We start from the raw sequence: 26114 nt of genomic DNA, 5'->3' as shown, positions 1-26114 counted from the left end.
TATGCGCAGACCGAGGAGTTCGGTATAGCCGCGTGACTCAAACCAAATGGCCTCCGGCAATCCCGGGGCGGTTCACAGTCTGTCTACAGTGCCGGCCTTATCTCGATCCTAGGAGACAACGCTTCTACGTTCCTCTCAACTCTGTTCACGATCCTGCTAATGTGGTTCGGTACGACGCTTGTTCTGGATCAGACCGTCACTCCTGGTGAATTACTTTCGTGCTATGCGCTGCTCGGCTATATCACCCGCCCAGTCGCCAACCTGATCCAAACTAACAGAGTTGTGCAGGACGCCTTTATCGCGGCGGATCGCCTGTTTGAGATTTTCGACCTTGAGCCGGCACGTGACGGAGGGGCTGATGTCACCAAATCCAATCTTGGTGATATCATCTTCGAGAATGTCACGTTTCGTCATGGCGCCCAGCCCAAACTCTTTCAAGATCTCAGCGTCACGTTCCGCAGAGGCGAGATGACGGCCGTGGTAGGGGAAAGCGGCTCCGGCAAGAGTTCCCTTGCTGCGCTGCTGCAGAACGTCTACCCGCTTGAGGGGGATGTATCCGGATCGGCCACCATGACCTCAAGGACTTCTCGGCCGTATCCCTGCGTAAGCTTGTTGCTGCGGTACCGCAATCAATGCACGTATTCTCGGGCTCAGTGATTGAGAACATCGCACTTGGCGAGTTCGAACCGGAGATCGAGAGGATCATGAAAATTTGCGACGAAACTGGGCTGCGAGAGGTAATCGAGCATTGGCCCGGAGGCTTCCAGGCCAACCTAGGCGAAAATGGCGTACGGTTGTCTGGCGGTGAGAAGCAGCGCCTTTCGTTGGCAAGAGCTCTATATCGAAATCCGGAAATCCTAATCTTAGACGAACCGACCGCCTCTCTCGATTCGATTGCCGAAGCCACTGTGCACCGGCTCCTTGAGAATTTGCGCCGGGCCGGCAAGACTATCGTAGTGATCTCTCACCGGTTTAGCACCATACGTGATGCTGACAAGATAGTCGTCTTGGACAGGGGCCGGATCGTTGCGGAGGGCAGGCATACTGATCTGTCGGCGGAAAGCGCTTATGCTCGCTTGTGGCAAACGCAAACCGGAGGACGCTTAAGTTGCAGCTGATGGTTCATCGCGAAATTGGGCGGAATTGTTCGCGAGCTCTGGGTTGCGGGTCGATGCCCGGGCATGGCCGTGTGGCGCGAGATACTGCCGACAGGCGCGGCAGGAGCTATGCGGGAAAGAGGATGATGACGGCGGCGTATCGAGGCGGGTGTCGAGCCTGCCAGAGCCTCACATGGAGCATGGAGTGTCAAGACAAGAAGCACCTCTTTGTTCGACTGGGGGCCACCTCTTCGTCCCGACCGCAAGTCCTCTCGGATGGGCGCGCGCAGATCAAGTCAAGGCCGGCCTGTTGGGCCGCCGCGAAGCGGCTTGGCCTTGACTTGATCGAGCACGCCATCAGGCTTTCTTGGTCGGGCATAAGCGGGCCGGTTCTTCAGCAGGCTGATTCAAATTGATACATTTTCTGTTTCCGGTATCCAGGTTCCAAGCCCAGCTGCAGACGCGGCTCATTTCCGAGCCTGATCAACCTCACATTCGGTCGCCGTTGACACGGCCGCACCAATATCCCGCTTGCGGCGGGCGGGGCTCAGGACGACGAGACCATTCTCTCCGAAACGGCGTTTTGCCAGCGTTCTGGGCGGTTCGTTGACCTGGATCCGCCAGGATTGATCAGATCCTGGTAGATTTCGAAAAATCGTAAGGTCAGATCACGCGCTTTTCATGATTGCTCCTTCAATGAGGATGCCTGAAGTTGCGTACTTCCAAAGCGCGACCAGCAACTTGCGCGCTAGCGCCACGATGGTCGATTTCTTCAGACGTCCACCACTGCGCCGTATCCCTCCGTTGAGGCTTTCAATTACCCACATTGTCGACGAGTTCTGATTGAGAGGCCGAAGACGATGTCATGGAGGCGTGTTAGTCCTCGCCAGACAACCATGTTTCCTGGCGGCGGATCGTGGTTGCGAGCGAGGTAGCCGCCGAGCATGGCGATCTGGAGCAAATAGGTGGCGAGGGTCTTGCGCAAGATGCGCGGCTTGGCCCGCGCCGCGTCGATGGCATCAAGCGTCGCAATTTCGGTTGTGGTGAGAACTGTCTCCGGCGCAACCTCGGGCTTTGCTCGTGCGGACATGGTGAGGAAGAAGATACGCCAGCTGACCATCGCGATGAGGGCGAGGAACTTGGCCAGCCGCTCGGCGGTCTCAAGCCTCGCCTCTTCGGCGCGGCAGCCAGACTTCATTACCTTATGAAACACCTCTGCTTTCCAGCGCAGGGCGTACCATTCGAGCTTCTCGATGGCGATGGCGAAATCTCCGACCGGCAGATTGGTCACCAGCTTCCAGTCGATCGGCGGACGGCCCGCCGGCGGGTCGATCTCAAGGGCTTGGATGTAGGTGAGAAGCTGAGGACTGTATCGCTTCTGCTTGCCGACGGGCGGCAAGGTTTGGATGGTGGCGAACTTCACGTGCACGCACGCCGTCTCATCCTGTCCGATCGCGACGTAATGGCGTCCCGCCCAAGGCGCCGCCGAGAGCTGGGTGAAGACCCGATGAGCTCTATCCCGTGGCTCCGCGCCGGCGGGCGCGGCGGCCAAGCGATTGGTCTGCACTCGCACCAGAAAGCGCGTGCCGAGATCCTGCGCCAAGCAAAAAAGCTCGTAGATATCGCTCTCGCGGTCGGCCACATGCACGCAGCGCTCCGGCGTGCCCACGAGCGCCATCGACTGGCGCAGGTTCTCCAGCCAGCGATAGCTTTCCTTCGTCTCGATCGGCACGCGCGTGGGGTTCACGTGCCGCTTGAGCGTCCAGGTCCCCTTGAACTTCGTGCGTGTCCAGAACTTCGCTGCCGTCAGCCCGAGCGGCGTGCCGCCGAGGGTTACAGCCAAGCTCGAATGCATCAGCACCCCACACAAGGTCACCACGTTCGGCTGACCCGCCTTATAGCGTCCGGCGTTGATGGTCTTGGTGAAGCCGATCTTACCCGGCTGCGCACGGCTGTAGATGAACTCGGTTGTATCCTGCAAAATGAGGATTGGTCCGTCGTTCGCCGCGCAGCGCCTGGCGGTCGCGGCAAAATGGCCGGCCAGCATCCCATGCTCGGTCACGCGCGGATTGTCGAAGAAGCGATAGGCGGCCTTCGTCGCCGCCCAGTCGCCGCACGCGGCCGGGACCGGTTGGCCGGGTGCCGCCGACATCTGATCAAGCAGGCGGCCAAATCGGCGCGCCAATCGCTTGTCCGGCAGCCCTGCCGCAACGACTTCGTCGTCATGCCAGCCTGCAGCACCAGCTCCCGTGTCTCTGCTCATCTGTGACGCCTCCGCGAATCGGCGTCACAAACAGAATCACAGAAGATTCAACCGGTGCAAATCCTACGCGCGAGATGTGGGTAATTGAAAGCCGTTGAGGGCCGCCTTGTTTGATGGACGCGAGCGCTGCAGGTCCTAGGGGTAATCCTAGGAGAAGCGCTATGACGATTTCGCGGGCAGAGGTGATCACATCGGTTGAGCGGCGGCGTCGGTGGTCACAGGATGAGAAGGAACGGCTCGTTGCAGCATCGCTCGAGCCCGGAGCCACTGTTTCCGAGGTGGCTCGCATGGCTGGCCTTCATGTGAGCCAGCTGTTCAGGTGGCGCAAAGAGCTTTGCAAGCACGGTGAAACGAGTGTCGCGCCGTTGGTGCCGGTCGAGATTGGGCCGTCTGTGCCGCCGCGGGGTGTGGCCGAAGCGCCATTGACGACGGCGCCGGCGCGTCGACGGAGGAGCCAGGGCATCATCGAGATTGATCTCGGTAGCGGACACCGCATCCGGGTCGATGGTGACGTTGATGGAGACGCGCTGCGGCGAGTTCTCGATGCCCTGGTGCGCCGATGATCCCGGTTCCGACAGGCGCGCGAGTGTGGCTCGCGACAGGCTACACGGATATGCGCAGAGGCTTTCCGTCGTTGGCGCTCCAAGTGCAGGAGGTGTTGCGCAAAGACCCGCTCAGCGGTCATCTGTTCGTCTTCCGCGGTCGCCGCAGCGATCTTGTGAAGATGATCTGGCACGATGGCCAGGGAGCATGCCTGTTTACCAAAAGACTCGAGAGAGGAAGGTTCATCTGGCCATCGGTTGCCGGTGAATCGGTAACGATCTCTCCGGCGCAATTGAGCTATCTGTTATCCGGGATCGATTGGCGCAACCCTCAAGAAACCCGGCGTCCGACGCGCGTCGGTTAGGTCGTTTTACAGGTTTGAATCTGCTGCTTGATCTGATTCAATGGCTTCATGATATCAAAGCCGGACGATCTTCCATCGGACCTTGCGAGTGCCCTGGCGGCGCTGCAGGCCGAGCGTGAGGCGCGGCTGCGAGCTGAGGCGATGGCTGCCAGCGCGCAGGCGGAGCTGTCGGACAACGAGGCGCTGGTCGCGCATCTCGAGCTGCGGATCGAGAAGCTCAAACGCGAACTGTACGGGCAGCGCTCCGAGCGCACGGCGCGGCTGCTCGAGCAGTTGGAACTAGAGCTCGAAGACCTCGTCGCCGCGGCGAGCGAGGATGAGCTTGCGGCGCAGGCCGCAGCGGCGAAGACGCAGAACGTCCGCCCCTTCACGCGCAAGCGGCCGGTGCGCAAGCCCTGGCCGGACGACATCGAACACGAGCGCGTCGTCATTGACGCTCCGACGAGCTGCGCCTGCTGCGGCGGATCGCGGCTGGCGAAGATCGGCGAGGATGTGACCAAGACGCTGGAGGAGATCCCGCGTCGCTTCAAGGTCATCGAGACAGTGCGCGAGAAGTTCACCTGCCGCGATTGCGAGAAGATCAGCCAGCCGGCTGCGCCGTTCCATGCCACGCCGCGCGGCTTCATCGGCCCACAATTGCTGGCGACGATCCTGTTCGACAAGTTCGGCATGCATATCCCGCTCAACCGCCAGAGTGCGCGCTTCAAGGCCGAGAGGATCGATTTGCCGCTGTCGACGCTGGCCGACCAGGTCGGCCACGGGACCTTCGCCGTGATGCCGCTCTTCCACTTGATCGAACGCCATGTGCTCGCTGCCGAGCGCCTTCATGGCGACGACACCACCATCCGTATCCTGGCGAAGGGCAAGTGCACGACCGGGCGGATCTGGACCTATGTGCGGGATGACCGGCCCTTTGCCGGGCCTGCGCCGCCGGCGGCGGTCTATTACGCCTCGAGCGACCGACGAGGCGAGCATCCCCAGAAGCATCTGGCCGCCTTCGCCGGGATCCTGCAAGCCGATTGCTACAACGGCTTCGAGCCGCTGTTCGACCCGCAGAAGAAGGTGCTGCCGATTACGCCGGCGTTTTGCTTCGCCCATGCGCGGCGGGGCTTCTTCGAGCTGGCTGACATCGAGAAGAATGCCCGGGAAGGCAAGAGAGGTAAACCGGTCTCTCCGATCGCGCTGGAGGCGGTCAGGCGCCTGGATGTATTGTTTGACATCGAGCGCGCCATTAACGGCTGCGGCGCCGAAGAGCGGCGCGCCGTGCGCCAGGAAAAGAGCAAGCCGCTCCTCGGGGACATGCACGCCTGGTTGTTGCGTGAGCGCGAAACCCTCTCTCGCTCCTCCGAGGTCCTGAAGCCTATGAATTACATGCTCAGGCGCTGGGACGACTTCGCCCGCTTCCTCGACGATGGCAGGATCTGCTTGACCAACAATTGTGCTGAGCGCGCATTGAGAGGCATCGCCTTGGGAAGGCGCAACTGGACCTTCGCCGGCAGCCAGCGTGGTGCCGACCGTGCCGCCATCATGCTGACGATGATCACGACCTGTCGTCTCAACGACGTCGATCCGAAAGCCTGGCTCGCCGGCGTCCTCGCTCGCATCGCCGATCTTCCCGCATCGCGCCTGCACGAATTGCTGCCCTGGGAATGGAAGCTCCTGCGCAAAGCCGACAAACCCGCCGATCAGCAGGCCGCCTGACCTTCACGCGACGCCCAGCCATCATAGAGCTCGCCGCTCTCACGCGCATGTGCCAATCCGGCGGCCTTCGTCGTATGCGTAGTGCGCCAGTGAAACTGGCGAAGGATAGTCGATGAAAGTTCGATACAGGAAAGGAGTAGCGACCCACCCTGACCCCGAGTCATGCGGAGGCGTCCGTGAGGGCGACTTCGAAGCGTTGACAGGGGAAACCGCAGGCCAGCCATTGAGCCGCGAAATCGAAAGTCTGGAGCGCCGACGCAGTTATGCAATGCGGAAGGCAACACGTTGGACGGCGTCTATCGCAAGCCACCCAACGGCTCCACGCGGTCGGAGACCCTGAGCATGCGGGGAAATCCTTCGCACAGGAACTGGGAGATCTCGTCGTCGCCCGAGGGGGAACAATCTTCGGGCAGGCTGGGGAAGGCTGAATGCCGTAAGCCCAGCACCACCGTCGACGAGAAGTCGGATGTCTGCACAGTACCAATGAACGATCTGAACAAGAGCGACGGGTCCACACCGATGCTCGCGGAAGGTCCGGAGGGAAGGCGGGCAGCCAAGGGCAATAGCAAACATCCTCCCGTGCCCCGGACACAGAGCCGGACCAGCGCGTCGACGAGGTTGGATGTTATACGTGAACTGGCAAGACGGAATAGGAAGACACGGTTCACAGCGCTGATGCACCATGTGACGCGCGAATTGCTAACGGAAAGCTTCAGGGGACTGAAGCACTCCGCTGCATCCGGCGTCGACGGAGTGACATGGCGTGACTACGAGGAAGGACTCGACGAGCGAATCGAAGTGCTTTGGGACGCGGTCCAGTCAGGCCGCTATCGGGCACTCCCGTCTCGCCGAGTGTATATCCCCAAGATAAATGGCAAACTGAGACCGCTCGGAATCGCAGCGCTGGAGGATAAAATCGTCCAGCACGCGGTGACGACGGTCTTGAATGCGATTTACGAGGTGGACTTTCTCGGCTTTTCCTATGGATTCCGGGAGGGGCGGAGCCAGCACCAAGCGCTGGACGCACTGTGGATCGGCATTCATCAGAAAAGAGTGAACTGGGTGCTCGACGCTGACATCCGTTCGTTCTTCGATACGATCGATCACGGGTGGATGATGCAGTTCCTCGAGCACAGGATGATCGCAGACCGCCGGCTCTTACGACTGATACGCAAGTGGTTAACCGCTGGCGTTGTCGAAGGTGGATTGAAGTCCGTAGCACGAGTAGGTACTCCGCAAGGAGCAGTGATCTCACCGCTTCTTGCTAACATTTACTTGCACTACGTCTTCGACCTCTGGACTCATCAGTGGCGAAGTAAGTCGGCAAGAAGGGATGTCATCGTCGTCCGCTATGCGGACGACAGTGTCATGGGCTTCGAAACAAAGTCCGAGGCCCTGCACTTTCTCGACGCACTGCGTGAGCGGATGGCGAAGTTCGGTCTGTCGCTGAATGAGGAGAAGACGCGGGTATTGGAATTTGGACGGTACGCGGCCGAGCGCCGCGCACGCCGGGGGCAACGCCGCCCGGAAACGTTCGACTTCCTCGGGTTCACGCACATCTGCGCGGTGACCCGGATAAACCCGCACTTCACAATCCGGCGCGTGACCATCGCCTCTCGCTTGCGGGCGACGCTGAGTGCGATACGACACGACCTGATGAAACGCCGCCATGCGCCTATCGGTGAGACCGGCGTTTGGCTCCGTCGCGTGATGCAGGGATACCTGAACTACCACGCGATCCCGGGGAACCTGAAGCGGCTCGGCATGTTCCGCGCCGAGGTCTGCCGGGCCTGGCTGCGCTCGCTTCGTCGACGCAGCCAGCGCTCTCGCATGACCTGGGAAAGGTTCCGACGATTCATTGGGCGATACATCCCGAAAGTCCGCGCACGTCATCCGCATCCCAACCCAAGGTATACGTCATGACCCAAGGCAGGAGCCGTATGCGGTAGTTCCGCACGTACGGATCTGGGCGGGGGGCACGGAGAAATCCGTGTCCCTACCGCGACCACTGCGCCGAACGCGTTCATTGAACCATTGGGCCAACGCAGAGTTGGGCTGATGGCGCAACCACAGCCATGCCATCTGGATCAACGTCGCTCGCAGTCTCGGATTGCCCGCTTTCGAGACACCTTGCTCCCGGTCGATGGACCCGCTCTGCCAAGGCGTCGGCGCCAGCCCCGCGTAAGCGGCAACCTGACGACGGTTATCAAAACGCCGAAACAAGCCCTCCGACCACAGGATGGCAGCAAATTCAGCGCCGATGCCTTTGAGGTTGATCAGCATCGTGACTGGCGAAGGCGTTGCCGTGGCAGCTTGCGCAGCGATGAGCGTGTCGCGTTCGTCCTCAACCGCCCTAATCTGCTCGAGAAGGAGTTCAAGCCGATCCAACTCCCGGCAAATCTGGGCTTTCATATGCGCAGGCAGCATACGCCCATCGCCAGTTCGCAGTTCGGCAAGCCGTTCTCGCCGGTCCTTGCGCAGCGGCTCATAATTGGTGATTCCTTGTGAGAACAACAGACCCTTGAGGCGATTGACGTGGGCGACACGCTCGACAATCAGCGCTTTGCGCTCGCGGCAAATCCGACGCCGATCCTCTTCCTCGGGCGACGGCGCCCGCACCATGGCGCACACGCGCGGCTCGCCCCGCTTGTAGGCCATCAGGGTCCGCAGCAGCGCCTCACCGTCAATGCGATCCGTCTTGGCCCGCCTGCGCCGGCTTGATGTCGCGATCGAAGCCGGGTCCACGACATGGCTTTCGATTCCTTCCTTCTCAAGTACCCGATGAACCCAGAAGCCATCCAGGCCGGCCTCCTGAATGGTAACGATCGGATAGGTATGCCCAGTCTTGGCCCGGCTTTTCTCGCTCAGCTTCAAGAACCGAGCGAACAACCCGGATACGTCTCCAGCCGGCACAGAATACTTCGACATCTTCTCGCCGTTTCCCGGCGACAACGACGTGATCAGCCAGGTCGAGCGACTGAGCTCCAATGAGACGAAAATTGCACTCAGGTCGCTGCGGATGGTGGTCGGCTGTGCGGATCGTGCGGTCGTATGCATAGTCACCCTCGAGATGCGTGGTTTTCAGGTGACCTCATTTTCTCCAAGAAAATCGGTCGCCATCCAGCCCATGGGATCTCTCAAGGAGAGCGATACGCCATGAACGAGACTACCAATGTTCTTGCTTTCCGTCAGCCGTCCGCGGTTGATGATCCACTGACCGATATCGTTCGAGCCGGCGCGCGGGACCTGCTTGCTAGGGCGATCGAGATCGAGGTTGGCGCGTTTCTGGCCAGCACGGCCAATCTGACGCTGCCCGACGGTCGAGCGCGCCTGGTCCGCCATGGGCACGGTCCGGTGCGCGAGATTGCGACCGGCATCGGTCCGGCGGAGGTCGCTCGTCCCAAGGTCCGCGACCGCGGAGCGAGCGGGCCAGGCGACCGCCTCCGCTTCAGTTCGGCAATCCTGCCGCTATGGGCGCGGCGGACGAAGAGCCTGGATGCCTTGATCCCGGTCCTCTATTTGCGCGGCATCTCGACCGGCGACTTCCAGGAGGCGCTCTCGGCGCTGCTCGGCAAGGATGCGCCGAACCTGTCGCCTTCGGTGATCGCCGGCCTGAAGGCCGATTGGCAGGTCGAGTACGAACGCTGGCAGAGACGCGATCTGTCGGCGCGTCGCTATGTCTACATCTGGGCCGATGGCGTGTACCTGCAGGCCCGCATGGAAGATCACAGCGAATGCATGCTGGTGCTGATTGGTACCACGCCGGAAGGCAAGAAGGAGCTGATCGGCTTCCAGGTCGGCGTGCGCGAGAGCGCGCAGAGCTGGCGCGAACTCCTGATCGACCTGCGGCAACGCGGGTTACGGATTGCCCCGCAACTCGCCATCGGCGACGGCGCCCTCGGCTTCTGGAAGGCACTGGACGAGGCCTTTCCCGGCACGCGGCACCAACGATGCTGGTGCCATAAAGTGAGCAACGTACTCGACAAGGTCGCCAAATCCGTGCAGGGCCCCATGAAGAACGACCTGCGGAACATCTATCTGGCCCCACACCGGGCCGAAGCTGAAACCGCGATCGACGTCTTCGTCGAGAAATACCACGTCAAATACGAACGTGCGGTGGAGTGCCTGATCAAGGATCGCCACGCGCTGCTCGCCTTCTTCGACTTCCCTGCTGAGCACTGGATCCACCTACGCAGCTCGAACCCGATCGAGAGCGTCTTCGCCACGGTGCGCCACCGAACGGTGCGGACCAAGGGATCGCTGTCGCAACAAACCGCGAAGCTGATGGTGTTCAAGCTCATCGACGCCGCATCGAAGACCTGGCGGCGATTGAAGAGCACGAACCAGTTGCCGAAAGTCATCGCCGGTGTAAAGTTCATCGACAAAATCGAAGTCATTCCGAACACTGAAAGCCACGCCGCCTGATCAGGCCGCGTCACCCAAAGTCAGCCATAGCTCAGTTGACGCCCGTTCGTCCCATAGTCCCAGTCGATGCCGGTTTCCTTGTACCAGGCCAGCATGGCGTTACAGGTGAGTTTGGTGCCGTTGTCGGAGACGATCAGGCCGGGTTTGCCACGCCGCGCGACAACCGTCGTCAGTTTCCGCGCCACACGCCGGCCCGAGATCGACGTGTCAGGAATGGCGCCCAGACATTCCTTGGTGACATCGTCGACGATATTGAGGATGCGCGCCGGCCCGACCTAGTTCAATAGCGATCGGGACATCCCGGGGCCCTGCCACCTCCAAGAATTGGTAGTCGCACTTCGTGATGAGTGCGCCTAGAGTTAGCTGGGGCGATCTAACTCGTTGGATGGCACACATGGTAGCCGGTTGCATGGTCTTAATTGGTCACCTGGAGAGCGGCGGCCTCAGAACGTAACGTTTGCGGTTATCATGCCTGCTGCGACCGACGCCATGAGGCTTCGCTCGACTTCGGGGACATCCGTTTTGAACTCGACGCCAGACACGGCGGATTTGCCTTGGCAATTTCCGCACTCAGTGAGCGGGCACCTGAGTGATCTCGGCATCGAGGAAGGCGAGATTTGTCCGATCTGTGACGATGATTGGCAGATCTGGCCGCCCAAGCTCCATTAGGCGCTACAAAGTTGGCTTGCAGTTCGGCCTCACTTGCGAACGGTGCACCGGATGAAGGCGATAGGCAGTCCGACACAAGCAGCTCCGTTCAAAATCTACGCTGATCGCATCATCGAGATCGGGACCAACACCATCAACGTTCTACAGATGGCGTCGACTTTGCGGCTCAGGCGCAGCTGCGAAGCCCTTTATTTCGTCTGCCCCAGCTCATGGCCTCACTCAACCGACCCTAACCTCCACCCAAGACTCGTCGTTCTCGTAAATCCGCACACGCTAGCAGCCAAGCAGCCAAGAATGCGGTCAGAACCAATCGACGATGACCGCGGCGGTCGGATTCTCCAGTCCTTCGACATCGTTTAGAAGTCGGTGATCGACGAGTTTCAGCAGCGGCCGGATCTCAGCGAAGTGGCGCCAATCGTGCCCTTCGACGGCGGGGCGCACGCCAACGAAACTAGGTTCCGAAGGATCTGAAGCGGGGGTTTGCGTCTGTCCGGCCAGATGCAGAGCGGCATGGTCGCGTTCAACAGGGGGCTCGCTTCCAATCCCACGGCGCTCTTCGGCGGTAGCAAGGCGAGCGGTCTTGCGCGGGACTCTCTCGAAACGAAGTACATCGCAGTCTCGCTGCATCGAGCGGATGAACTGCACACAGAGAAAACGCAGTGGCGCAGTTCACCACGGGAGATGAACAACGGACGTGTAGGAGGAAACATGGGCGCGGTGAAGAACGTTATCGTCCTGGGCGGTGGTATTGGCGGCTTGACAGCGGCCCATGCGCTTCGACGCATCGGCGTGTCTGTGCGAGTCATCGAAATGGGAGATAGGAGCGACCGGATCGGGACTGGCATCACCCTACTCGGGAATGCGCTGCGAGCGCTCGCCGAATTGGAATTGGTGGAAGCGTGTCTGCAAGGCGGTCACGGGTGGGACGTCGTATCGATACGCGACGCCGCCGGAAACCCGCTGCTTCAGCAGTTCTCGCCAAGAATTTGGGACCCGGATCGTCCAGCCGCGCTAGGGATCATGCGGCCGCGCCTCGGGCAGATCCTGGAGGAGGCCGCCAGGACGAGCGGCGCCGAGATCGCCTTCAATACGACTGTCACTCGGATTGATCAGGACGCTGAGGGCGTGACGGTGCAGCTCTCGCACGGCGAGACAGATCGCGCAGACTTGTTGATCGCGGCCGATGGCGTTTATTCCAAGACGCGCCAGCAAATCTTCGGCGAAGAGTTCAAGCCGCACTACGCCGGCCAAGGAGTATGGCGTTACACTGTTTCTCGGACCGAAGCTATGGACGGCTTCATCCTCTATCGCCATCCGACGGGGAGAGTGGTTGGCGCGCTGCCGCTGTCGAAGGAGCTGTGTTACCTGTTCTTCCTGGAAACCACGGATGAAAAGCTTCGTGTCGCTCAAGATCAGGTTTGCCATTATGTTCGAAACCTGCTCGCCCCATTTACGGCGCCCGAACTGATCCAAGCGGCCGACTTGGTCGGCGAGGGCAATCATATAAGCTACCGCCCGTTCGACGTATTGATGATGCCTGCACCATGGCACCGCGGCCGCGTCGTATTGTTGGGTGACTCGGCTCACTCGCTGACACCGCAGATGACGTCGGGTGGCGGCATGGCGATCGAGGATGCTCTGGTCCTCGCTCAGGAACTCCGTCGCAGCCGCGACCTGGAAACCGCGCTCGCGGGGTATTGCGTTCGGCGTGAGGAGAGGGTCAAGCGCATATACGACATCGGATACGCCATTTGTAACGAAGAACGCAATCCGATGCATAGCCGAGAATATCAGATAGGTCTTCTTCGTGAAGGCTACGCATTCCTGTCTGCGCCTGTCTGAATCGAAAACGGCCGCCGAAGTCAATTGGAGACAACCAAGTTTTGAAAAAAATAGCTCCGAGTGGGCGCCGTGTTCCGGGCAAACGTGCTTCTGCCCACTCGCTCCCAGAGGCAGCATCTATTTCGGCCGGCAACTACCGATTAAATGATTCAATATTACAGAGTTTGAGAGGAGGACTGGGCGGCACAGCTCGCGCCGACGACGCCGCGCTTCTGACCTGCAGTGAAGACGCGGCGAGGATTTCGCGCGTCGTGGCCGCCGGTAGTCGTTGTCCACATAGACCCCTCGATCGCGCAGCCGGCGGGTGTCTCTGTGCGGTCAACAACGTCCCGCTGTCCGACGTCAGATAATTTGAGACTGATCACGCGTTTCGAGAAGGGAGGCTCTGGCTCATCGGGGGTTAGAGCTTTTGCTGCCTGCAGTTGATGCTGCAAGCGGCGGTTTGAACCTCCTCCGAATGAGTGGAAACCTGTAGTAGGCTCTGAGAGCCCGGAGATGTCGGATGCAAGAGCGTCAACGTCGATCGTTTACCGAGGAGTACAAAGCGGCAGGCTGCTGAGCATCGAGTGGCCGGTCGATCACGGCGGTCGGCAAGGAACTCGGTCTGCGCGATTCGGTGCTTCGGCGCTGGGTGGAGAAGCTCCGGCAGGAGCCGGCAGCGGCGGCGCGGCGCCCCACCACGCAGGCGACGCCGATGCCGGCGGACCAGGCTGCCGAGATCGCCCGGCTGCGCGAGGAGAACGAGCGGCTGCGCATGGAGCGCGACATTTTACAAAAGTCGATCGCGATCTTTGCCGGAACCCGGACATGAGCTTCCGCTTCATCGAGGATCATCGCGATGCCTATCCGGTGCGGCTGATGTGCGCTGTGCTCGAGGTCTCGGCGGCCGGTTATTACGCTTGGCGTGGGCGTCCGCTGAGCGGACGCGCAACCACCAATACCGCGCTCCTGGCTGCGATCCGACAGGTCCATCAGGACAGCGGTGGCCGCTATGGCAGCCCGCGGGTCCATGCCGCGCTGCGGGTGGCCGCATTGCGCCGCAGTTCACGCGAGATTGTCGAGGCAGCCCGACCGAGACGGCGCCCAATCTCCTGTATGGAATGGCCCTGCACCTTGAGAAGTGCGATCTCCTCGCGCTCTACCAATGAGAGGTACCGCCCAGAGAGCGGCTTGGCCGAAGATCTGAACATCGCTGGTGGCATGCCGCCCGCCTTTCGGAACCATCTGGTTCCGACAGGTTGCGACACTCCGGCTTCGAGCGCAGCCTCTTCGCTGCTCAGTCCACCGGCAATCGCCCGCCAGAATCGATTTTGTTCATCGCGCCCTGCAGCAGACGGTCGTCCTGGCGATGGTAATGGCGCTCGTCCTGACCGTGCCGATCGCCGCTTTCGAATGCTCATCGCAACCTCCACCTCCAGAGCGTTGCGACGACCGCCTGAATCCGCCCAGGTGGCCCTCAAAGGTTCGTTGCAACCTCAGACAACTTTCGTGCCTGGGCTGTGTCGAAACCTCTCTCTTCTGCCTGCCGACACCACTGCCTTCCTCGCTGTTTTATGTCTCGATGATCACCTTCAAGGCCCCGGTCTCTGCTGCACGCGAGAACATGTCGTAGGCGTCCATGATCTCGTCGAGCTTGAAGCGGTGTGTAATCAACAGCTTCGGTTCAATGCGGTGGGAAACGACCGTCTTCAGCAGCATGGGCGTCGAGACGGTGTCCACCAGCCGCGTGGCGATCGATATGTTCTCGGACCAAAGCCAATCCAGGTACAGATCGACCTTGACGCCGTGTACGCCAGCGTTCGCCACGACACCGCCCGGCGAGACGATGTCCGTGCAAAGTTCGAAAGTCGCCGGTACGCCGACGGCCTCAACGGCAGCATCCACGCCATCTCCCCCGTCAGCGCGCGAACCTTTTCAACTGCTTTGCCATCAGCGCTGTTGACCGTCTGTGTTGCGCCAAACTGGCGCGCAATGGCGAGGCGCTTGTCGTCGAGATCGATCATGATGACCTCGGCAGGCGAATAGAACTGTGCGGTCAGCAGCGTAGCGAGGCCGACGGGGCAGGCACGGACGATGGCGACGGCGGAGCCGGGCGAGATCTTGCCGTTGAGCACGCCGCATTCGAATCCGGTGGGAAGGATGTCGCTGAGCATGACGAAAGCTTCCTCATCAACCCCATCAGGCAAATGGGGGAGGCCAGTGTCGGCATGCGGCGTCCGGACATATTCGGCCTTCGTGTCGTCGATCTTGTTGCCGAGAATCACCGAGAAGCAGGGTCACTACCTCGCTTTCATCCATACCTATTCGTTCATGTTCGGACAGCCGCCCGCAGAAAAAGACATCCAGCGCCATTTCCGCGTCAGCCCGCCCTCAGTCCACCAGATGATCCTCACTCTCGAACGAAACGGCTTCATCCGCCGTCAGCCAGGCGTTCCCCGAAGCGTCGAAATCCTCGTGGCCCCCGAAAACTTGCCCATCCTCGAATGGCTCGGTATCAAAACGTCACAATCACTGTGATGAACCAATAGTCGATCGGATGTCGGGATGGACGAAAGCGGCAATTTGCGTCGTCAACGACGACAAGGACGAGATGGCGCCTCAGACGCAGGGCAGGCCGAACGGGATTCTGGCATCCGTCCCGAACCTTCAGAACAAGATCAACCGCGAGGTTGCCTCTGCGTCCTCTCCCGGGCGATGAGGCGGTGTGGCCAGTGCTTCATCCGGGCGCCGCGAGCCGCCGACGCTCCTGTCCAATCGTCGCAGCTGCCCAATCTTGACGCCTGGGCCGAAGCGGAGGCTCGGCTAGAGACGGTAAGAATAACAAGAGCTTGGGAGGTGGCCACAAGTTCCAGGCAGCTAGCCCTTACGTCGCTGGCCCTAACGGTTTTGTCACCCCCTAGCCTGCCGGCGTGGCTCGCGCTCCAGCGGATAAACGTCAGCGACAATCAGCTGACCCACCTGCCTGAGCTTCCGCCCAGTCTGTCTGAACTCGACGCCCGGTTGAATCGGCTGACCAGCCTTCCCGCCCTCCCAAACACGCTCCGAAGGCTCACTGTTTTCGGCAACCAGCTGACCAGCCTGCCGGACCGCCTTCCTGCCACGCTCCGCTGGCTCCACGCTCATAATAACCGGCTGACGAGTGTGCCCGAGAATCTGCTGACGCAGCTGAGAGATGCGTTCCTAGTTAATCTGAGGGAGAATCCCCTGTCCGAGCGGGTGCTGACGGACTTTGCGACAGCCCGGGATGCTGGGGGCTATCATGGACCGATAATCCTGATGGGCAGAGCAGGGACGCGAACAGGGACGCAAGGTCCAGCGCGGACTCTGGCCGAGGCGGTCGCGGACTGGCTTGATGGCGAGCCGGAGACGGTGGCCCTCTGGCAGGGTTTTCCGAAGAGGAGGGCGCCCAGGATTACGCGCGCTTTCTGCACAAGCTGCTGACGCAGAACGTCAACGTTGCCGATGAAGGATTCCGGCAGGCGGTGGTCGAAGATCTACGGCGGGCGGCGAACAATCCGCAATTGCGCGCGCGGTATTTCGAGTTGGCTGTCGATGCCAACCAAACCTGCGAGGATCGGAGAACTTTGACCTGGAACAGCATGCAATGCGCACGCTTGATCCTAGACATCGAGAACAGGGTCTATGACAATCGGCTCGACGAGCTTGTCAGTCTGGGCCGCGTCATGTTCCGCTTGGACGCGCTGGAGAAGATCGCGCACGAGAAGGCCCGCTTACTCAAGGCCGAATTGCTCCGCTCCTCCCCCGTCGCGGAGCTCGACTACATCGAGGTCCATCTGGCCTATCAGGCCGAGCTGCGCAAGCGGCTGAAGCTGGAGCCCGTCGTCGCCCCGGATATGCGTTTCTTCGAGGCCTCTGGCGTCAAGGACGAAGACATTGACGAGGCCGAGACGCGTGTGCAGAACGAGGAGACGGCGGGCTTCGACGATTATTTGGCGAGCTGGGAGCCTTTTGAGACGGTGGAGCGCCGCATTGCACCCGAAGACTATGAAGCGATGCAGGAACAGCTCATCGATGCAATGGGGGAGGAGTTCGATGACCGACTGAAGAAAAGGCTCGCCGCCCTGAACCTGACCGGCGATGGCGATGCGGAGCGGCAATTAGGGGTCGAGGTCCGCAAGGAAATCGAACGCGAGATCAAGGGGGCTCTAAGGGATAAGGTGCTCGCTGGCTTTAGGCCCGGGCTGCAGTCGGACCGGCACATTCTTCCCAGGCCGGATCAAACGGGTGGAGAGGTCTCCGAATTAGGCATTAGACCAGAACATCCGCTGGCGCTCGCCCCCGAGCAATGGCTGGGCGACGAACATATCACAGCGGATTACGCGCTCGTGCGCGCGGAGTTGGAGAGGGAGTATCCAGAGCTGGTCGCCCGGACGCGGTTCGTGAAACCGGCGCAGGCCCTGCTGTTGCGCGAAACCGCGGACGAGACTGTCAGGCAGGAAATTCTTCAGGAGATCGTCCGGGTGGATCAGGAGCCTAACGATACAGCCGACTTCCTGTTTCTGCCAGTGAACAACGGTCGTGCTGATCAAGAAGGCGACCATTGGTCGCTAATGTTCGTTGATCGCCGCCACCGGGCTGCCTATCATTATGACTCAGCCGGGCCGCACAACAGCGCGGCTGCAACAAAGCTCGCAACAATCCTGAGCGTCAACCTTGTACCAGTCCGCATGGCCCGTCAGAGGAATGGCTATGATTGCGGCGTCTTTGTGGTGGACGCCACACGGACGCTAGCGAGACGATTGGCGCAAGGAGAGCCGCCAGATCACGGGCCGCTTCACCTCGCCGATCTCGTCGCCGATCGGCCGGCACTCCAGCGGCGGCTCTCGCAGAATCGATGACGCGCTTAAGGTCGAATCTGGGGGGCTGTGAAGTCGCGTCACGCGAAGGAGGCTATGCGCGATCTTGCAGGCCTATGGGGCTTGTTCGAGGGCACCGTCAACGACAGGAGCGGCCGACGGGGGTACACGACCGACATGCCGACCGCCGGGACCCTCTTTATAGCCGCCATCGCTTCTCGCCGGAAGTCATCAGCTATGCCGTTTGGTTGTATTTCCGGTTCCCCTCAAGCTTCGCATGGTCGAGGAAATGTTGGCGGCCTTGGCATTGGCGTGACCTCTGAAACCGTGCGCCAGTGGGGACGGAAATTCGGCGAGGCGTTCTCCGATCGGATACGCCAGCGCGCTTCCGCTCGCGGTGACAAATGGCATCTGGGCGAGATCGTTATCTCGATCGCGGGCGCACAAAATTAGCTCTGGCGCGCTGTCGACCAGACGCGGATATAGACGCAAAAGACGGCGAACAAGGTCAATCCAAAGACGTGCCGCACTCCTAATTCGCTGCGTCATCTCTGAAAAAAACGCAGCCTGTTCGCTTTAGCAATTGTTGCCGGATATCTATCACCAGCGGACGTGATCAGACCCGCAGGTTTTCTGCACTGCTCTTGCGACGCTTGGGGTCGACTTTGACTTCGTAAGAAATCTTTTGGCCTTCTGCCAAACCAGAGAGTCCAGCGCGTTCTACGGCGCTAATGTGGACAAAAATGTCGCTTCCGCCGTCATCTGGAGTGATAAATCCGTACCCCTTTTGATCATTAAACCACTTCACTGTACCTGTTGCCATACGATCACTTCCTTTGCCGCCGCGCCCAATCCGTACGCTGATGGGTAAGGGCGCCGCGAACAGAGCAACTGGCGTGCCGGACCAAAAATGCTCATCCTACAGGGTTGGCAAGCTCTGAGTCGACGACAATGGACGCAAAGCTGACAACCGCGTGCGACTGCCAACATTCTTAGGCTAGTCGCTCGCTTCAATTAATTTGAAAGGAAGGTTTTTTTATGATTCGATTGCGTCGCAACGGGAGCGACGGAGACGATGATGGCTGCCAAGGAGATTTCGGTGAAGAAGTATGTTGCGGCTGAGTGGCGATGAACGCGAACAGCTTGAAGCGTTGATACGGAAAGGCAAAAGCCCAGCGCAGCGGCTGCTGAAAGCGCGGATATTGTTGAAGGCCGATGTCTCGGAAGCCGGTGAAGGTTGGAGTGACACCCGGATTATCAAGGCTTTCGACACCAGCGTTTCCATGGTTTACCGGGTGCGGAAGCAACTGGCGGAGGAGGGCTTTGAGGCGGTGTTGAGCCGCAAGCAACGGGCGACACCGGCGGTTGCTCGGATTTTTGATGGCGAGAAGGAAGCCAAACTGATTGCCCTGGCTTGTTCCAAGCCGCCCAAGGGGCGCGCACGCTGGACCTTGCGGCTGTTGGAGAAGAAGGTCGTGGAGCTGAAGATTGTCGATCGCGCCAGCGACTCGACGATCGGAAGAGCGCTCAAAAAAACATTCTCCAGCCCCATCGCCGACAGTGCTGGGTCATTCCGCCGAAGGCCAATAGCGCGTTCGTAGCCGCCATGGAGGACGTGCTGGCGGTCTACGCGGCCACGCGATCCGGATCGCCCGCTGGTGTGCCTTGACGAGAGCTCAAAGCAACTGCTCGCCGAGACGCGAGTGCCGATCCCGATGAAACCGGGACGTCCGGCCCGTTGCGATTACGAGTACGAGCGCAACGGCACCGCCAACCTGTTCATGATGTTCGCGCGGCTTGAAGGCTGGCGCCATGTCAAAGTCACCGATCGCTATACCGCCGTGGACTACGCTCACGTCTTGAAAGACTTGGCAGATGTCCACTTCGCGAACGCCAAGACCATTATTCTGGTCCAGGACAATCTCAACATCCACAGCACGGCGTCACTCTACGAAGCCTTTCCGGGCATGGGCACGGTCCGGTGCGCGAGATTGCGACCGGCATCGGTCCGGCGGAGGTCGCTCGTCCCAAGGTCCGCGACCGCGGAGCGAGCGGGCCAGGCGACCGCCTCCGCTTCAGTTCGGCAATCCTGCCGCTATGGGCGCGGCGGACGAAGAGCCTGGATGCCTTGATCCCGGTCCTCTATTTGCGCGGCATCTCGACCGGCGACTTCCAGGAGGCGCTCTCGGCGCTGCTCGGCAAGGATGCGCCGAACCTGTCGCCTTCGGTGATCGCCGGCCTGAAGGCCGATTGGCAGGTCGAGTACGAACGCTGGCAGAGACGCGATCTGTCGGCGCGTCGCTATGTCTACATCTGGGCCGATGGCGTGTACCTGCAGGCCCGCATGGAAGATCACAGCGAATGCATGCTGGTGCTGATTGGTACCACGCCGGAAGGCAAGAAGGAGCTGATCGGCTTCCAGGTCGGCGTGCGCGAGAGCGCGCAGAGCTGGCGCGAACTCCTGATCGACCTGCGGCAACGCGGGTTACGGATTGCCCCGCAACTCGCCATCGGCGACGGCGCCCTCGGCTTCTGGAAGGCACTGGACGAGGCCTTTCCCGGCACGCGGCACCAACGATGCTGGTGCCATAAAGTGAGCAACGTACTCGACAAGGTCGCCAAATCCGTGCAGGGCCCCATGAAGAACGACCTGCGGAACATCTATCTGGCCCCACACCGGGCCGAAGCTGAAACCGCGATCGACGTCTTCGTCGAGAAATACCACGTCAAATACGAACGTGCGGTGGAGTGCCTGATCAAGGATCGCCACGCGCTGCTCGCCTTCTTCGACTTCCCTGCTGAGCACTGGATCCACCTACGCAGCTCGAACCCGATCGAGAGCGTCTTCGCCACGGTGCGCCACCGAACGGTGCGGACCAAGGGATCGCTGTCGCAACAAACCGCGAAGCTGATGGTGTTCAAGCTCATCGACGCCGCATCGAAGACCTGGCGGCGATTGAAGAGCACGAACCAGTTGCCGAAAGTCATCGCCGGTGTAAAGTTCATCGACAAAATCGAAGTCATTCCGAACACTGAAAGCCACGCCGCCTGATCAGGCCGCGTCACCCAAAGTCAGCCATAGGTCCTAAATATCTCCAATCTTTTCAAAGCAAATATCGACGGTTTTGCCGCCAACCTGGATCTGTTGAACGCCATTTGCGAAGTCGCAGGGCCACTTGGCTGATAGTGGCAAATTCTCCCCCTTGGCGAGGCGATATCCGGTAACCAGCTTCACCGCATCTGCGACCGCGCTGAGGGTGACGCTCACATGCATTTCGCCGGCCCGCTCAGTGTATGAACCACGGTATAGGACGCCGCCGCCATCCGCGCCAAAAATCTTGCCGTTACCGACATAGATGCATCCGCCGCCTTGGTTGGCAACTCCACCAAAGCACATTCTGTAAAGCGCGCTCATAAATGAAAACTCCTCGTCGCCGTTAGCCAAACAAACTCTCTAGCCCAACACACTTTTTCTTGATCGCCCCCTGGCGAAGGATCTCAGAGAGGTCAATCAGTCTCCTGCGAAGCTCGTCTGAGGTGGCAGGCTCAAAGTCAAAAACCCGAAAGTGCGCCCGCTGATTCCCGTGCAGCAGAGTAAAGTTAAATCCCGTCATCCTGCCATTGCCCACTACGTCGTGCGCCTCGATGCCGAGCGGCTCCATGTTGATTTCGGGCGCCTCCATCCCACACTCAACGGCGATCGCCGTCTCGGCCCTGTCAACGACCCCCTTCACTTCCTTAAGCGCCTCCAGCGCGGCCTCGAGGTCGCCGTCCTTTGGTTGCTGGGCGAAGGTGTCGAGATGCTTGATTGCTTGGACGGGGTTCATTTTGCCTCCGGCTCTGCCGACAACCGTGACATCACGATGATCGTGAGTGAGGAGAACTTCTAGCTACCGGGACTGGTGGGGAACCGCCACCCTTTCGTTTACTGAATTGCGCGATAAACCGATCTACGCTGGCGAGCTCTTGTATTCGCGCTGGTGGATCCGTTCGTAAGCTAGAAGCGGCCTATAGCGTGCGCGCAGCCTCATTTTCCATCGCCACGATCGCCACATTGATCGGTCGGCGTTTGACCCTGGCTGTGTGAAAACGCTGCTGCTTTGCTATGATTCCCTTGTGATTCTGCGGGGGACGCTGATGAGGCGCTTCGTTGAGCAGGCCGATCGTGGGCAATGGACATTATTGCCCGAATGCCTCGATGATTTCATTGACGAGAGCAACCCTGTTCGAGTGATCGACGTGTTTGTCGATGCGCTCGATTTGGCCGAGATGGGCTTTGAGGGAGCGGAGCTGGCAGCAACGGGTCGGCCGTCGTATCCCCCCTCGGTTCTTCTGAAGCTTTACATCTATGGCTATCTGAACCGGGTGCAATCGAGCCGGCGGCTTGAACGAGAAGCCGGCCGCAATGTTTACCGGCAAGACAAAGACCAATCCTCAAAAGCTCCAGCCCGAAATGTACTTTCCAACACTGGTTTCGCGCCACTTCGACAGCGCGGCAGAGCAAGGGCCCGGCAAATTCATGCTGATCAATCCGCCCGACAGCGTCCCGGTGACGTTAGCCGCGCACATGCAGGCTGGCTTCTCCCGTCAGAAGATCGATGAGTACCTAATCGGCGAGCAGTCCGTTCAATTGCACGGCATGATCGAGGTATTCGGCGAGCACGACAACATCGTCACGAATGACCTCAGCAGCCGCAACCGCATCGGCCTGCCGCAGACGATCGTCAAGTATTCGGCCGCCCGGCTTCACGGGACGCATGGCGCAGATCAAGGCCGAGGTGCAACGGATTTACTCGGCCATGGATGCCGAGCTCACGGCGGATGCCACGGTATCCTGGCGGGCCGATCATGCGGCCTCCACCTGCCGGATGAGCGATAGCCCAGAGCATGGCGTGGTTGACAGCAATCTTCGCGTTCACGAGATGGACAACCTCTTCGTATGCTCGAACGCGGTTTTTCCAAATCTGGGTTCGATCAATCCGACGCTGACGTTGACAGCGCTCTCATTTCGGCTCGCTAAGCACATTAATACGGCATAAGTTTCAGGAGAAGATCCTTGGCTGATACGCTTGCCGAAAAGAAGGCCTTGCTAGAGCGATGGTTGCAGACCGCCATTGAGCTCGAGCTTGCGACCATTCCGCCCTATCTCATCGCGCTCCTCAGCATCAAGCTGCCGGGAAACCGTGAAGCGGCCGAGCTCATCCGCAGTGTCATGATCGAGGAAATGCTGCATCTGGCGCTCGTCGCCAATGTCCTCAATGCAATTGGCGGCAAGCCGCGTATCGACCAAGATACGATTCCGCGATATCCGCTCACGCTGACCTTCGAAGGCAAAGCCTTCAGCGATCGGCAGTTTCCCATCAACCTGGAGGCATTCAGCTCGGCCGCGATCGAAACGTTTATGAAGATCGAGCAGCCGGAACAACCGCGCCGCTTCACTACGTTTTGGGCTCAGGACCTTCACGTGCCGGCCCTCACGATTGGCGAATTCTACCATCGCATCCTCGACGTGCTGGCTGAGCTCGATCGGGATCATCCAGGTAGCTTGTTTACTGGTGATCCAAAGCGACAGTTGCTCAAAGACTACTATTGGTCGAGCGGTGGGGAGATCATCGCCGTTTCAGACCTGGCGAGCGCGACGGCGGCGCTGAACATCGTGATCGCGCAAGGAGAAGGCGCTTGGCCCAAGCCTGACGGAAATGCGGCCGCCTTCACGCAAGAATTCGACATGGGGCACTATTATCGGTTCAGCGAAATCTTTTATGGTTCCCGTTATCAAAGGACCGACGACCCCGCTGGGCCGCCGAGTGGTCCCAAGATCGTCGTGGATTACGCGGCCGTCTATCCCGTGAAGAAGAATCCAGACCGAAAAGATTATCGCGACGGCTCAGCACTGAACAAACTGAACGACGCGTTCAATCTCCGCTACACCGACATGCTGATGCAGTTGCACGAAGCGCTGAATGGCACGCCGCAGGCACTCTACACCGCGATCATGAACGGAATGCATGGGTTGACGCCGGTCGCCCATGACATGATGAAGCTGCCTCTGGATAGCGATCCAAAAGCCGTGGGTTGTCCGACATTCGAGTAATATCGGTCCGATGCTGAATTGAACGGATAGCGGCAAAATGACCACCGCGCTGCTCGACCGATTGACCCATCACTGCGACATTGTCGAGACCGGCAACGATAGCTGGCGGTTCAAGAGCCGAGACGATGATCACGCCACCCGCGCTCGTCTCGCCTCCGCTATCCCGGCCAGCTCCGACGAGACGAGCGCTACCGCCAAACCCCGCCGTGCAAAGGGGTCAAAATTGGACGCCGATGAGGGGGCAAATTTGCAAGCCGATTGACAGCGTGGTCGTGATGACGAGGATGCTGCCTGGCGCGAGCGGCAAAAGTCGTTGTACCGAGAGTGACACAGGGGCCGGCCCTGCCACGGTCGTGCCCCATCTCCTTCGGCAAATGAACAGAGCGATGTTTCAGGCGGCGAACTGGCTGAATGCGATGGTGCAGAGATTGCGGTCGACAATGAGTTCCGCCGGAAGTTCGCCGGCCTGCGCTCGGTACCAAAACGGCTCCGCGCCGGCGCTCGCCGTGAAATACGTGAATGGCGTCGGGTGGCACTGAAGGCGTTGCGCGAGAGGCGCTTGGCCGAGAGACATGCACAAAGGAAGATTCGGCGAATGAGACGCATACGCCAACAGCCTATGCCTTAGATCGGGCGGTCGACGGCTAGTGTTGGTTGCGCTTGAGCTCATCTTTGATGAGCTCAATGCGATGAAGGGCCGCGGCGCGGATTGACGTCGTCAAATCCTTTGGAAAGGACTTTGGTAGCCCCTTTGTCACTTCATCGAAGGCTTCCTCGAAACGAGAGACCAGATCGATGAATAGCGTGCGTACGCTCGCTTGGCTTATGACCTTTGAAAGGTCCGCCGTTTGCAAGAAGTGTCGCGGCAGAATTTCGTTCACGGTATAATGTCGGCTTTTTCCAACGGACATGGCCAGCTTAAAAGCTTTCGGCTGAATCTGCCGCGCATCAAGGCTCGGTTGGGCGCTGAGCACGTCGTAAAGCGGGGTTAGTTGGAAGCGTCCTCCCGGTGTCAAGAAGATGCTAAAATTCTTCGCGTGCCCGTCGGTGGCACCAATCAGCCAAAATACGATAGCGGCCCGCATGAATGTCGCGAGATCTTCTCCCGGAACGTCGCTGCCTTTGAGGAGCTCCAGAATCTCTTTAAGGCCGGGACCACCTTCGGACTGGTACTTGCGTGTTGGTGCAATCGAGAGCGCCTGGCAACAATCTTCCTGAGGAAGGCGCAGCAGACGTTTGTCTGCCGTCCATAAACGATCGAAGCGCTGAACGACCAACGTTCGCCGGCCGCCGAAGTCGGCCATCTCGGCATGGGCTGTGGGAATGCCAAGTCGAGCAAGCAATTTGAGGCAAAAATACTCGTTCTCAACGCTGTTGGAGAGATCTCCCCCGTTTGGCAAACGTCCAATCTGCGGCTTGAGGATATGTGTCGTCGCCGTCGTTCCGGCAGGCGTGTACCATTTGCCTTCCCGGCGCAGGAGAGCAGTCTTTTCCTGTGCGCCGGCAATGGATATCCGGAAGGCATCGTCCTCGCCGAGGCCCAGTGGAGCCGTCGCCAGATTCGCGATGATCTCGGCAATGCCGTCATTGCTGATGTGTTTGCCATCGATTGCGCCGGCCCGGCCTGCTTCTATACCCTCGGGCAGGAACTGGAGAGCGCCAACGCAATCGTGGCCGAGCGCCGAGAGCATGCTGTACGCATCGGTCCCGGCGGCGCCGACGCGCTCGGCGACGCGCTTTCGGATCGGCTCACTGTCCGGCAGGAGATTGTCAAAGACATTGGTGACCGCCGTGCCCAGATAGCGGTCTTCGCGCAAGGGAAGCGAGAGGGAAATCGGGAAGGTAGATTTCTGTTCGCCGTCAGGGCCTGTGAGACAAACAGGGGGATTTTGCGGAGGGAGGATTTCTGGTTCATCGTAGCCACCAGGAGCGAAGATGAAGCAGAAATCCGGACCGGGCAAAGCGCCGGCAGAACAAGTGCTAAAGGACATTAGGCGCCAGACCCGCCGGCAGTATTCGGCGGAAGAGAAGATCCGCATAGTGCTGGAGGGATTGCGCGGCGAGGAGAACATCTCCGAGCTTTGCCGCCGAGAAGGCATTGCCGCCTCGATGTATTACGGCTGGTCCAAGGAGTTTCTCGAGGCCGGCAAGCGCCGCCTGGCCGGCGACACGGCGCGAGCTGCGACCTCCGGCGAGGTGAAGGACCTCCGTCGGGAGGCCGCCGCCTTGAAGGAGGCCGTCGCCGATCTGACCCTGGAGAACCGTCTGCTCAAAAAAAGTATGAACGGAGATGGGGAGG

General features: G+C 60.0%; 18 protein-coding genes and 12 pseudogenes. 18 read left to right on the top strand and 12 right to left on the bottom strand.

Translation table 11 applies throughout. The features are described 5' to 3' along the window. Nucleotides 1-78: 78 nt before the first annotated feature. A pseudogene (locus QJT82_RS41975) lies at nt 79-1118 on the top strand (ATP-binding cassette domain-containing protein); the annotation flags it as partial. A gap of 647 nt (nt 1119-1765) precedes the next feature. Here the strand turns inward: QJT82_RS41975 and QJT82_RS41970 are convergent. Next, nucleotides 1766-1894 (bottom strand): annotated as a pseudogene (locus tag QJT82_RS41970) (IS110 family transposase); the annotation flags it as partial. 20 nt (nt 1895-1914) lie between these two features. Beyond that, nucleotides 1915-3360 carry an IS4 family transposase gene (locus QJT82_RS41965; protein WP_038373858.1) on the bottom strand — a complete coding sequence of 482 codons (1446 nt, stop codon included), beginning with the start codon at nt 3358-3360 and terminating at the stop codon, nt 1915-1917. 161 nt (nt 3361-3521) lie between these two features. Here QJT82_RS41965 and QJT82_RS41960 point away from each other — a divergent pair, with 161 nt between their 5' ends. From QJT82_RS41960 to ltrA, 4 genes are all read left to right on the top strand, one after another. Next, on the top strand, nt 3522-3923 hold the full coding sequence (locus QJT82_RS41960) for a transposase (protein ID WP_038388908.1): 402 nt from the start codon (nt 3522-3524) through the stop codon (nt 3921-3923). Beyond that, nucleotides 3920-4267 (top strand): IS66 family insertion sequence element accessory protein TnpB, encoded by a 348-nt coding sequence (gene tnpB, locus QJT82_RS41955; protein WP_038388906.1) that lies wholly within the window; start codon nt 3920-3922, stop codon nt 4265-4267. The genes QJT82_RS41960 and tnpB overlap by 4 nt, the downstream gene beginning before the upstream one ends. A gap of 48 nt (nt 4268-4315) precedes the next feature. Then, nucleotides 4316-5968 (top strand): IS66 family transposase, encoded by a 1653-nt coding sequence (locus QJT82_RS41950; RefSeq protein WP_038388905.1) that lies wholly within the window; start codon nt 4316-4318, stop codon nt 5966-5968. Nucleotides 5969-6451: 483 nt separating this feature from the next. Next, nucleotides 6452-7891: a group II intron reverse transcriptase/maturase gene (gene ltrA / locus QJT82_RS41945; protein ID WP_246718579.1), complete on the top strand. Its 1440-nt coding sequence runs from the start codon at nt 6452-6454 to the stop codon at nt 7889-7891. A gap of 81 nt (nt 7892-7972) precedes the next feature. On the opposite strand, the pseudogene QJT82_RS41940 reads toward ltrA, so the two are convergent. Further along, nucleotides 7973-9025, bottom strand: a pseudogene (locus tag QJT82_RS41940) (IS110 family transposase); the annotation flags it as partial. Between the two features lie 99 nt (nt 9026-9124). On the opposite strand from QJT82_RS41940, the gene QJT82_RS41935 reads away from it, so the two are divergent. Next, nucleotides 9125-10393: an IS256 family transposase gene (locus tag QJT82_RS41935; protein WP_253577499.1), complete on the top strand. Its 1269-nt coding sequence runs from the start codon at nt 9125-9127 to the stop codon at nt 10391-10393. A gap of 53 nt (nt 10394-10446) precedes the next feature. Here the strand turns inward: QJT82_RS41935 and QJT82_RS41930 are convergent. After that, nucleotides 10447-10656: pseudogene (locus tag QJT82_RS41930) on the bottom strand (DDE-type integrase/transposase/recombinase); the annotation flags it as partial. 916 nt (nt 10657-11572) lie between these two features. Here QJT82_RS41930 and QJT82_RS41925 point away from each other — a divergent pair. Beyond that, nucleotides 11573-12904: an FAD-dependent oxidoreductase gene (locus QJT82_RS41925; RefSeq protein ID WP_244436101.1), complete on the top strand. Its 1332-nt coding sequence runs from the start codon at nt 11573-11575 to the stop codon at nt 12902-12904. A 194-nt stretch (nt 12905-13098) separates the two neighbouring features. Here the strand turns inward: QJT82_RS41925 and QJT82_RS41920 are convergent. From QJT82_RS41920 to QJT82_RS45690, 4 genes and pseudogenes are all read right to left on the bottom strand, one after another. After that, nucleotides 13099-13236, bottom strand: a pseudogene (locus QJT82_RS41920) (IS5/IS1182 family transposase); the annotation flags it as partial. A gap of 181 nt (nt 13237-13417) precedes the next feature. After that, on the bottom strand, nt 13418-13915 hold the full coding sequence (locus QJT82_RS41915; protein ID WP_244436103.1) for a hypothetical protein: 498 nt from the start codon (nt 13913-13915) through the stop codon (nt 13418-13420). A gap of 5 nt (nt 13916-13920) precedes the next feature. Next, nucleotides 13921-14304, bottom strand: a pseudogene (locus QJT82_RS41910) (helix-turn-helix domain-containing protein); the annotation flags it as partial. Between the two features lie 151 nt (nt 14305-14455). Then, nucleotides 14456-15165 (bottom strand): annotated as a pseudogene (locus tag QJT82_RS45690) (zinc-binding dehydrogenase); the annotation flags it as partial. Here QJT82_RS45690 and QJT82_RS41895 point away from each other — a divergent pair. From QJT82_RS41895 to QJT82_RS41885, 3 genes and pseudogenes are all read left to right on the top strand, one after another. Beyond that, the gene (locus tag QJT82_RS41895) at nt 15056-15421 is read left to right on the top strand and encodes a MarR family transcriptional regulator (protein ID WP_077231198.1); all 366 of its coding nucleotides are present in this window, start codon (nt 15056-15058) and stop codon (nt 15419-15421) included. The pseudogene QJT82_RS45690 and the gene QJT82_RS41895 overlap by 110 nt on opposite strands. An 860-nt stretch (nt 15422-16281) precedes the next feature. Beyond that, nucleotides 16282-17763, top strand: a complete 1482-nt coding sequence (locus tag QJT82_RS41890) for an NEL-type E3 ubiquitin ligase domain-containing protein (RefSeq protein ID WP_259235391.1) — start codon at nt 16282-16284, stop codon at nt 17761-17763. A 188-nt stretch (nt 17764-17951) separates the two neighbouring features. Continuing rightward, nucleotides 17952-18171 (top strand): annotated as a pseudogene (locus tag QJT82_RS41885) (IS6 family transposase); the annotation flags it as partial. A gap of 166 nt (nt 18172-18337) precedes the next feature. Here QJT82_RS41885 and QJT82_RS41880 read toward each other — a convergent pair. Beyond that, nucleotides 18338-18544: a cold-shock protein gene (locus QJT82_RS41880; RefSeq protein ID WP_016847835.1), complete on the bottom strand. Its 207-nt coding sequence runs from the start codon at nt 18542-18544 to the stop codon at nt 18338-18340. Nucleotides 18545-18830: 286 nt separating this feature from the next. Here QJT82_RS41880 and QJT82_RS41875 point away from each other — a divergent pair, with 286 nt between their 5' ends. The 3 genes and pseudogenes from QJT82_RS41875 to QJT82_RS41865 all read left to right on the top strand — a co-directional run. Then, the gene (locus QJT82_RS41875; RefSeq protein WP_038388815.1) at nt 18831-19322 is read left to right on the top strand and encodes a helix-turn-helix domain-containing protein; all 492 of its coding nucleotides are present in this window, start codon (nt 18831-18833) and stop codon (nt 19320-19322) included. A 57-nt stretch (nt 19323-19379) separates the two neighbouring features. Beyond that, nucleotides 19380-19670, top strand: a pseudogene (locus tag QJT82_RS41870) (transposase); the annotation flags it as partial. A gap of 17 nt (nt 19671-19687) precedes the next feature. Continuing rightward, nucleotides 19688-20773: pseudogene (locus QJT82_RS41865) on the top strand (IS256 family transposase); the annotation flags it as partial. Between the two features lie 33 nt (nt 20774-20806). On the opposite strand, the gene QJT82_RS41860 reads toward QJT82_RS41865, so the two are convergent. After that, on the bottom strand, nt 20807-21136 hold the full coding sequence (locus tag QJT82_RS41860; RefSeq protein WP_157788236.1) for a hypothetical protein: 330 nt from the start codon (nt 21134-21136) through the stop codon (nt 20807-20809). A 22-nt stretch (nt 21137-21158) separates the two neighbouring features. After that, on the bottom strand, nt 21159-21548 hold the full coding sequence (locus QJT82_RS41855; protein ID WP_016847906.1) for a hypothetical protein: 390 nt from the start codon (nt 21546-21548) through the stop codon (nt 21159-21161). A gap of 310 nt (nt 21549-21858) precedes the next feature. Between QJT82_RS41855 and QJT82_RS41850 the strand changes: the two are divergent. The 4 genes and pseudogenes from QJT82_RS41850 to QJT82_RS41830 all read left to right on the top strand — a co-directional run. Next, a pseudogene (locus QJT82_RS41850) lies at nt 21859-22131 on the top strand (transposase); the annotation flags it as partial. Between the two features lie 269 nt (nt 22132-22400). Further along, nucleotides 22401-22760 (top strand): GMC family oxidoreductase, encoded by a 360-nt coding sequence (locus tag QJT82_RS41840; RefSeq protein WP_077231204.1) that lies wholly within the window; start codon nt 22401-22403, stop codon nt 22758-22760. A gap of 17 nt (nt 22761-22777) precedes the next feature. After that, nucleotides 22778-23815, top strand: a complete 1038-nt coding sequence (locus tag QJT82_RS41835; protein WP_016847902.1) for a ferritin-like protein — start codon at nt 22778-22780, stop codon at nt 23813-23815. A gap of 34 nt (nt 23816-23849) precedes the next feature. After that, nucleotides 23850-24077 (top strand): annotated as a pseudogene (locus QJT82_RS41830) (ATP-binding protein); the annotation flags it as partial. 382 nt (nt 24078-24459) lie between these two features. On the opposite strand, the gene QJT82_RS41825 reads toward QJT82_RS41830, so the two are convergent. Beyond that, nucleotides 24460-25719 (bottom strand): type II toxin-antitoxin system HipA family toxin, encoded by a 1260-nt coding sequence (locus QJT82_RS41825; protein ID WP_077231205.1) that lies wholly within the window; start codon nt 25717-25719, stop codon nt 24460-24462. A gap of 31 nt (nt 25720-25750) precedes the next feature. Between QJT82_RS41825 and QJT82_RS41820 the strand changes: the two genes are divergently transcribed. Continuing rightward, the coding region (locus QJT82_RS41820) for a transposase (protein ID WP_281446701.1) at nt 25751-26114 on the top strand (364 nt) is incomplete at its 3' end.

The organism is Bradyrhizobium sp. Mp19 (assembly GCF_029952935.1).
Taxonomy (GTDB): domain Bacteria; phylum Pseudomonadota; class Alphaproteobacteria; order Rhizobiales; family Xanthobacteraceae; genus Bradyrhizobium; species Bradyrhizobium elkanii.
This window is presented reverse-complemented; position numbering and strand designations above follow the sequence as displayed.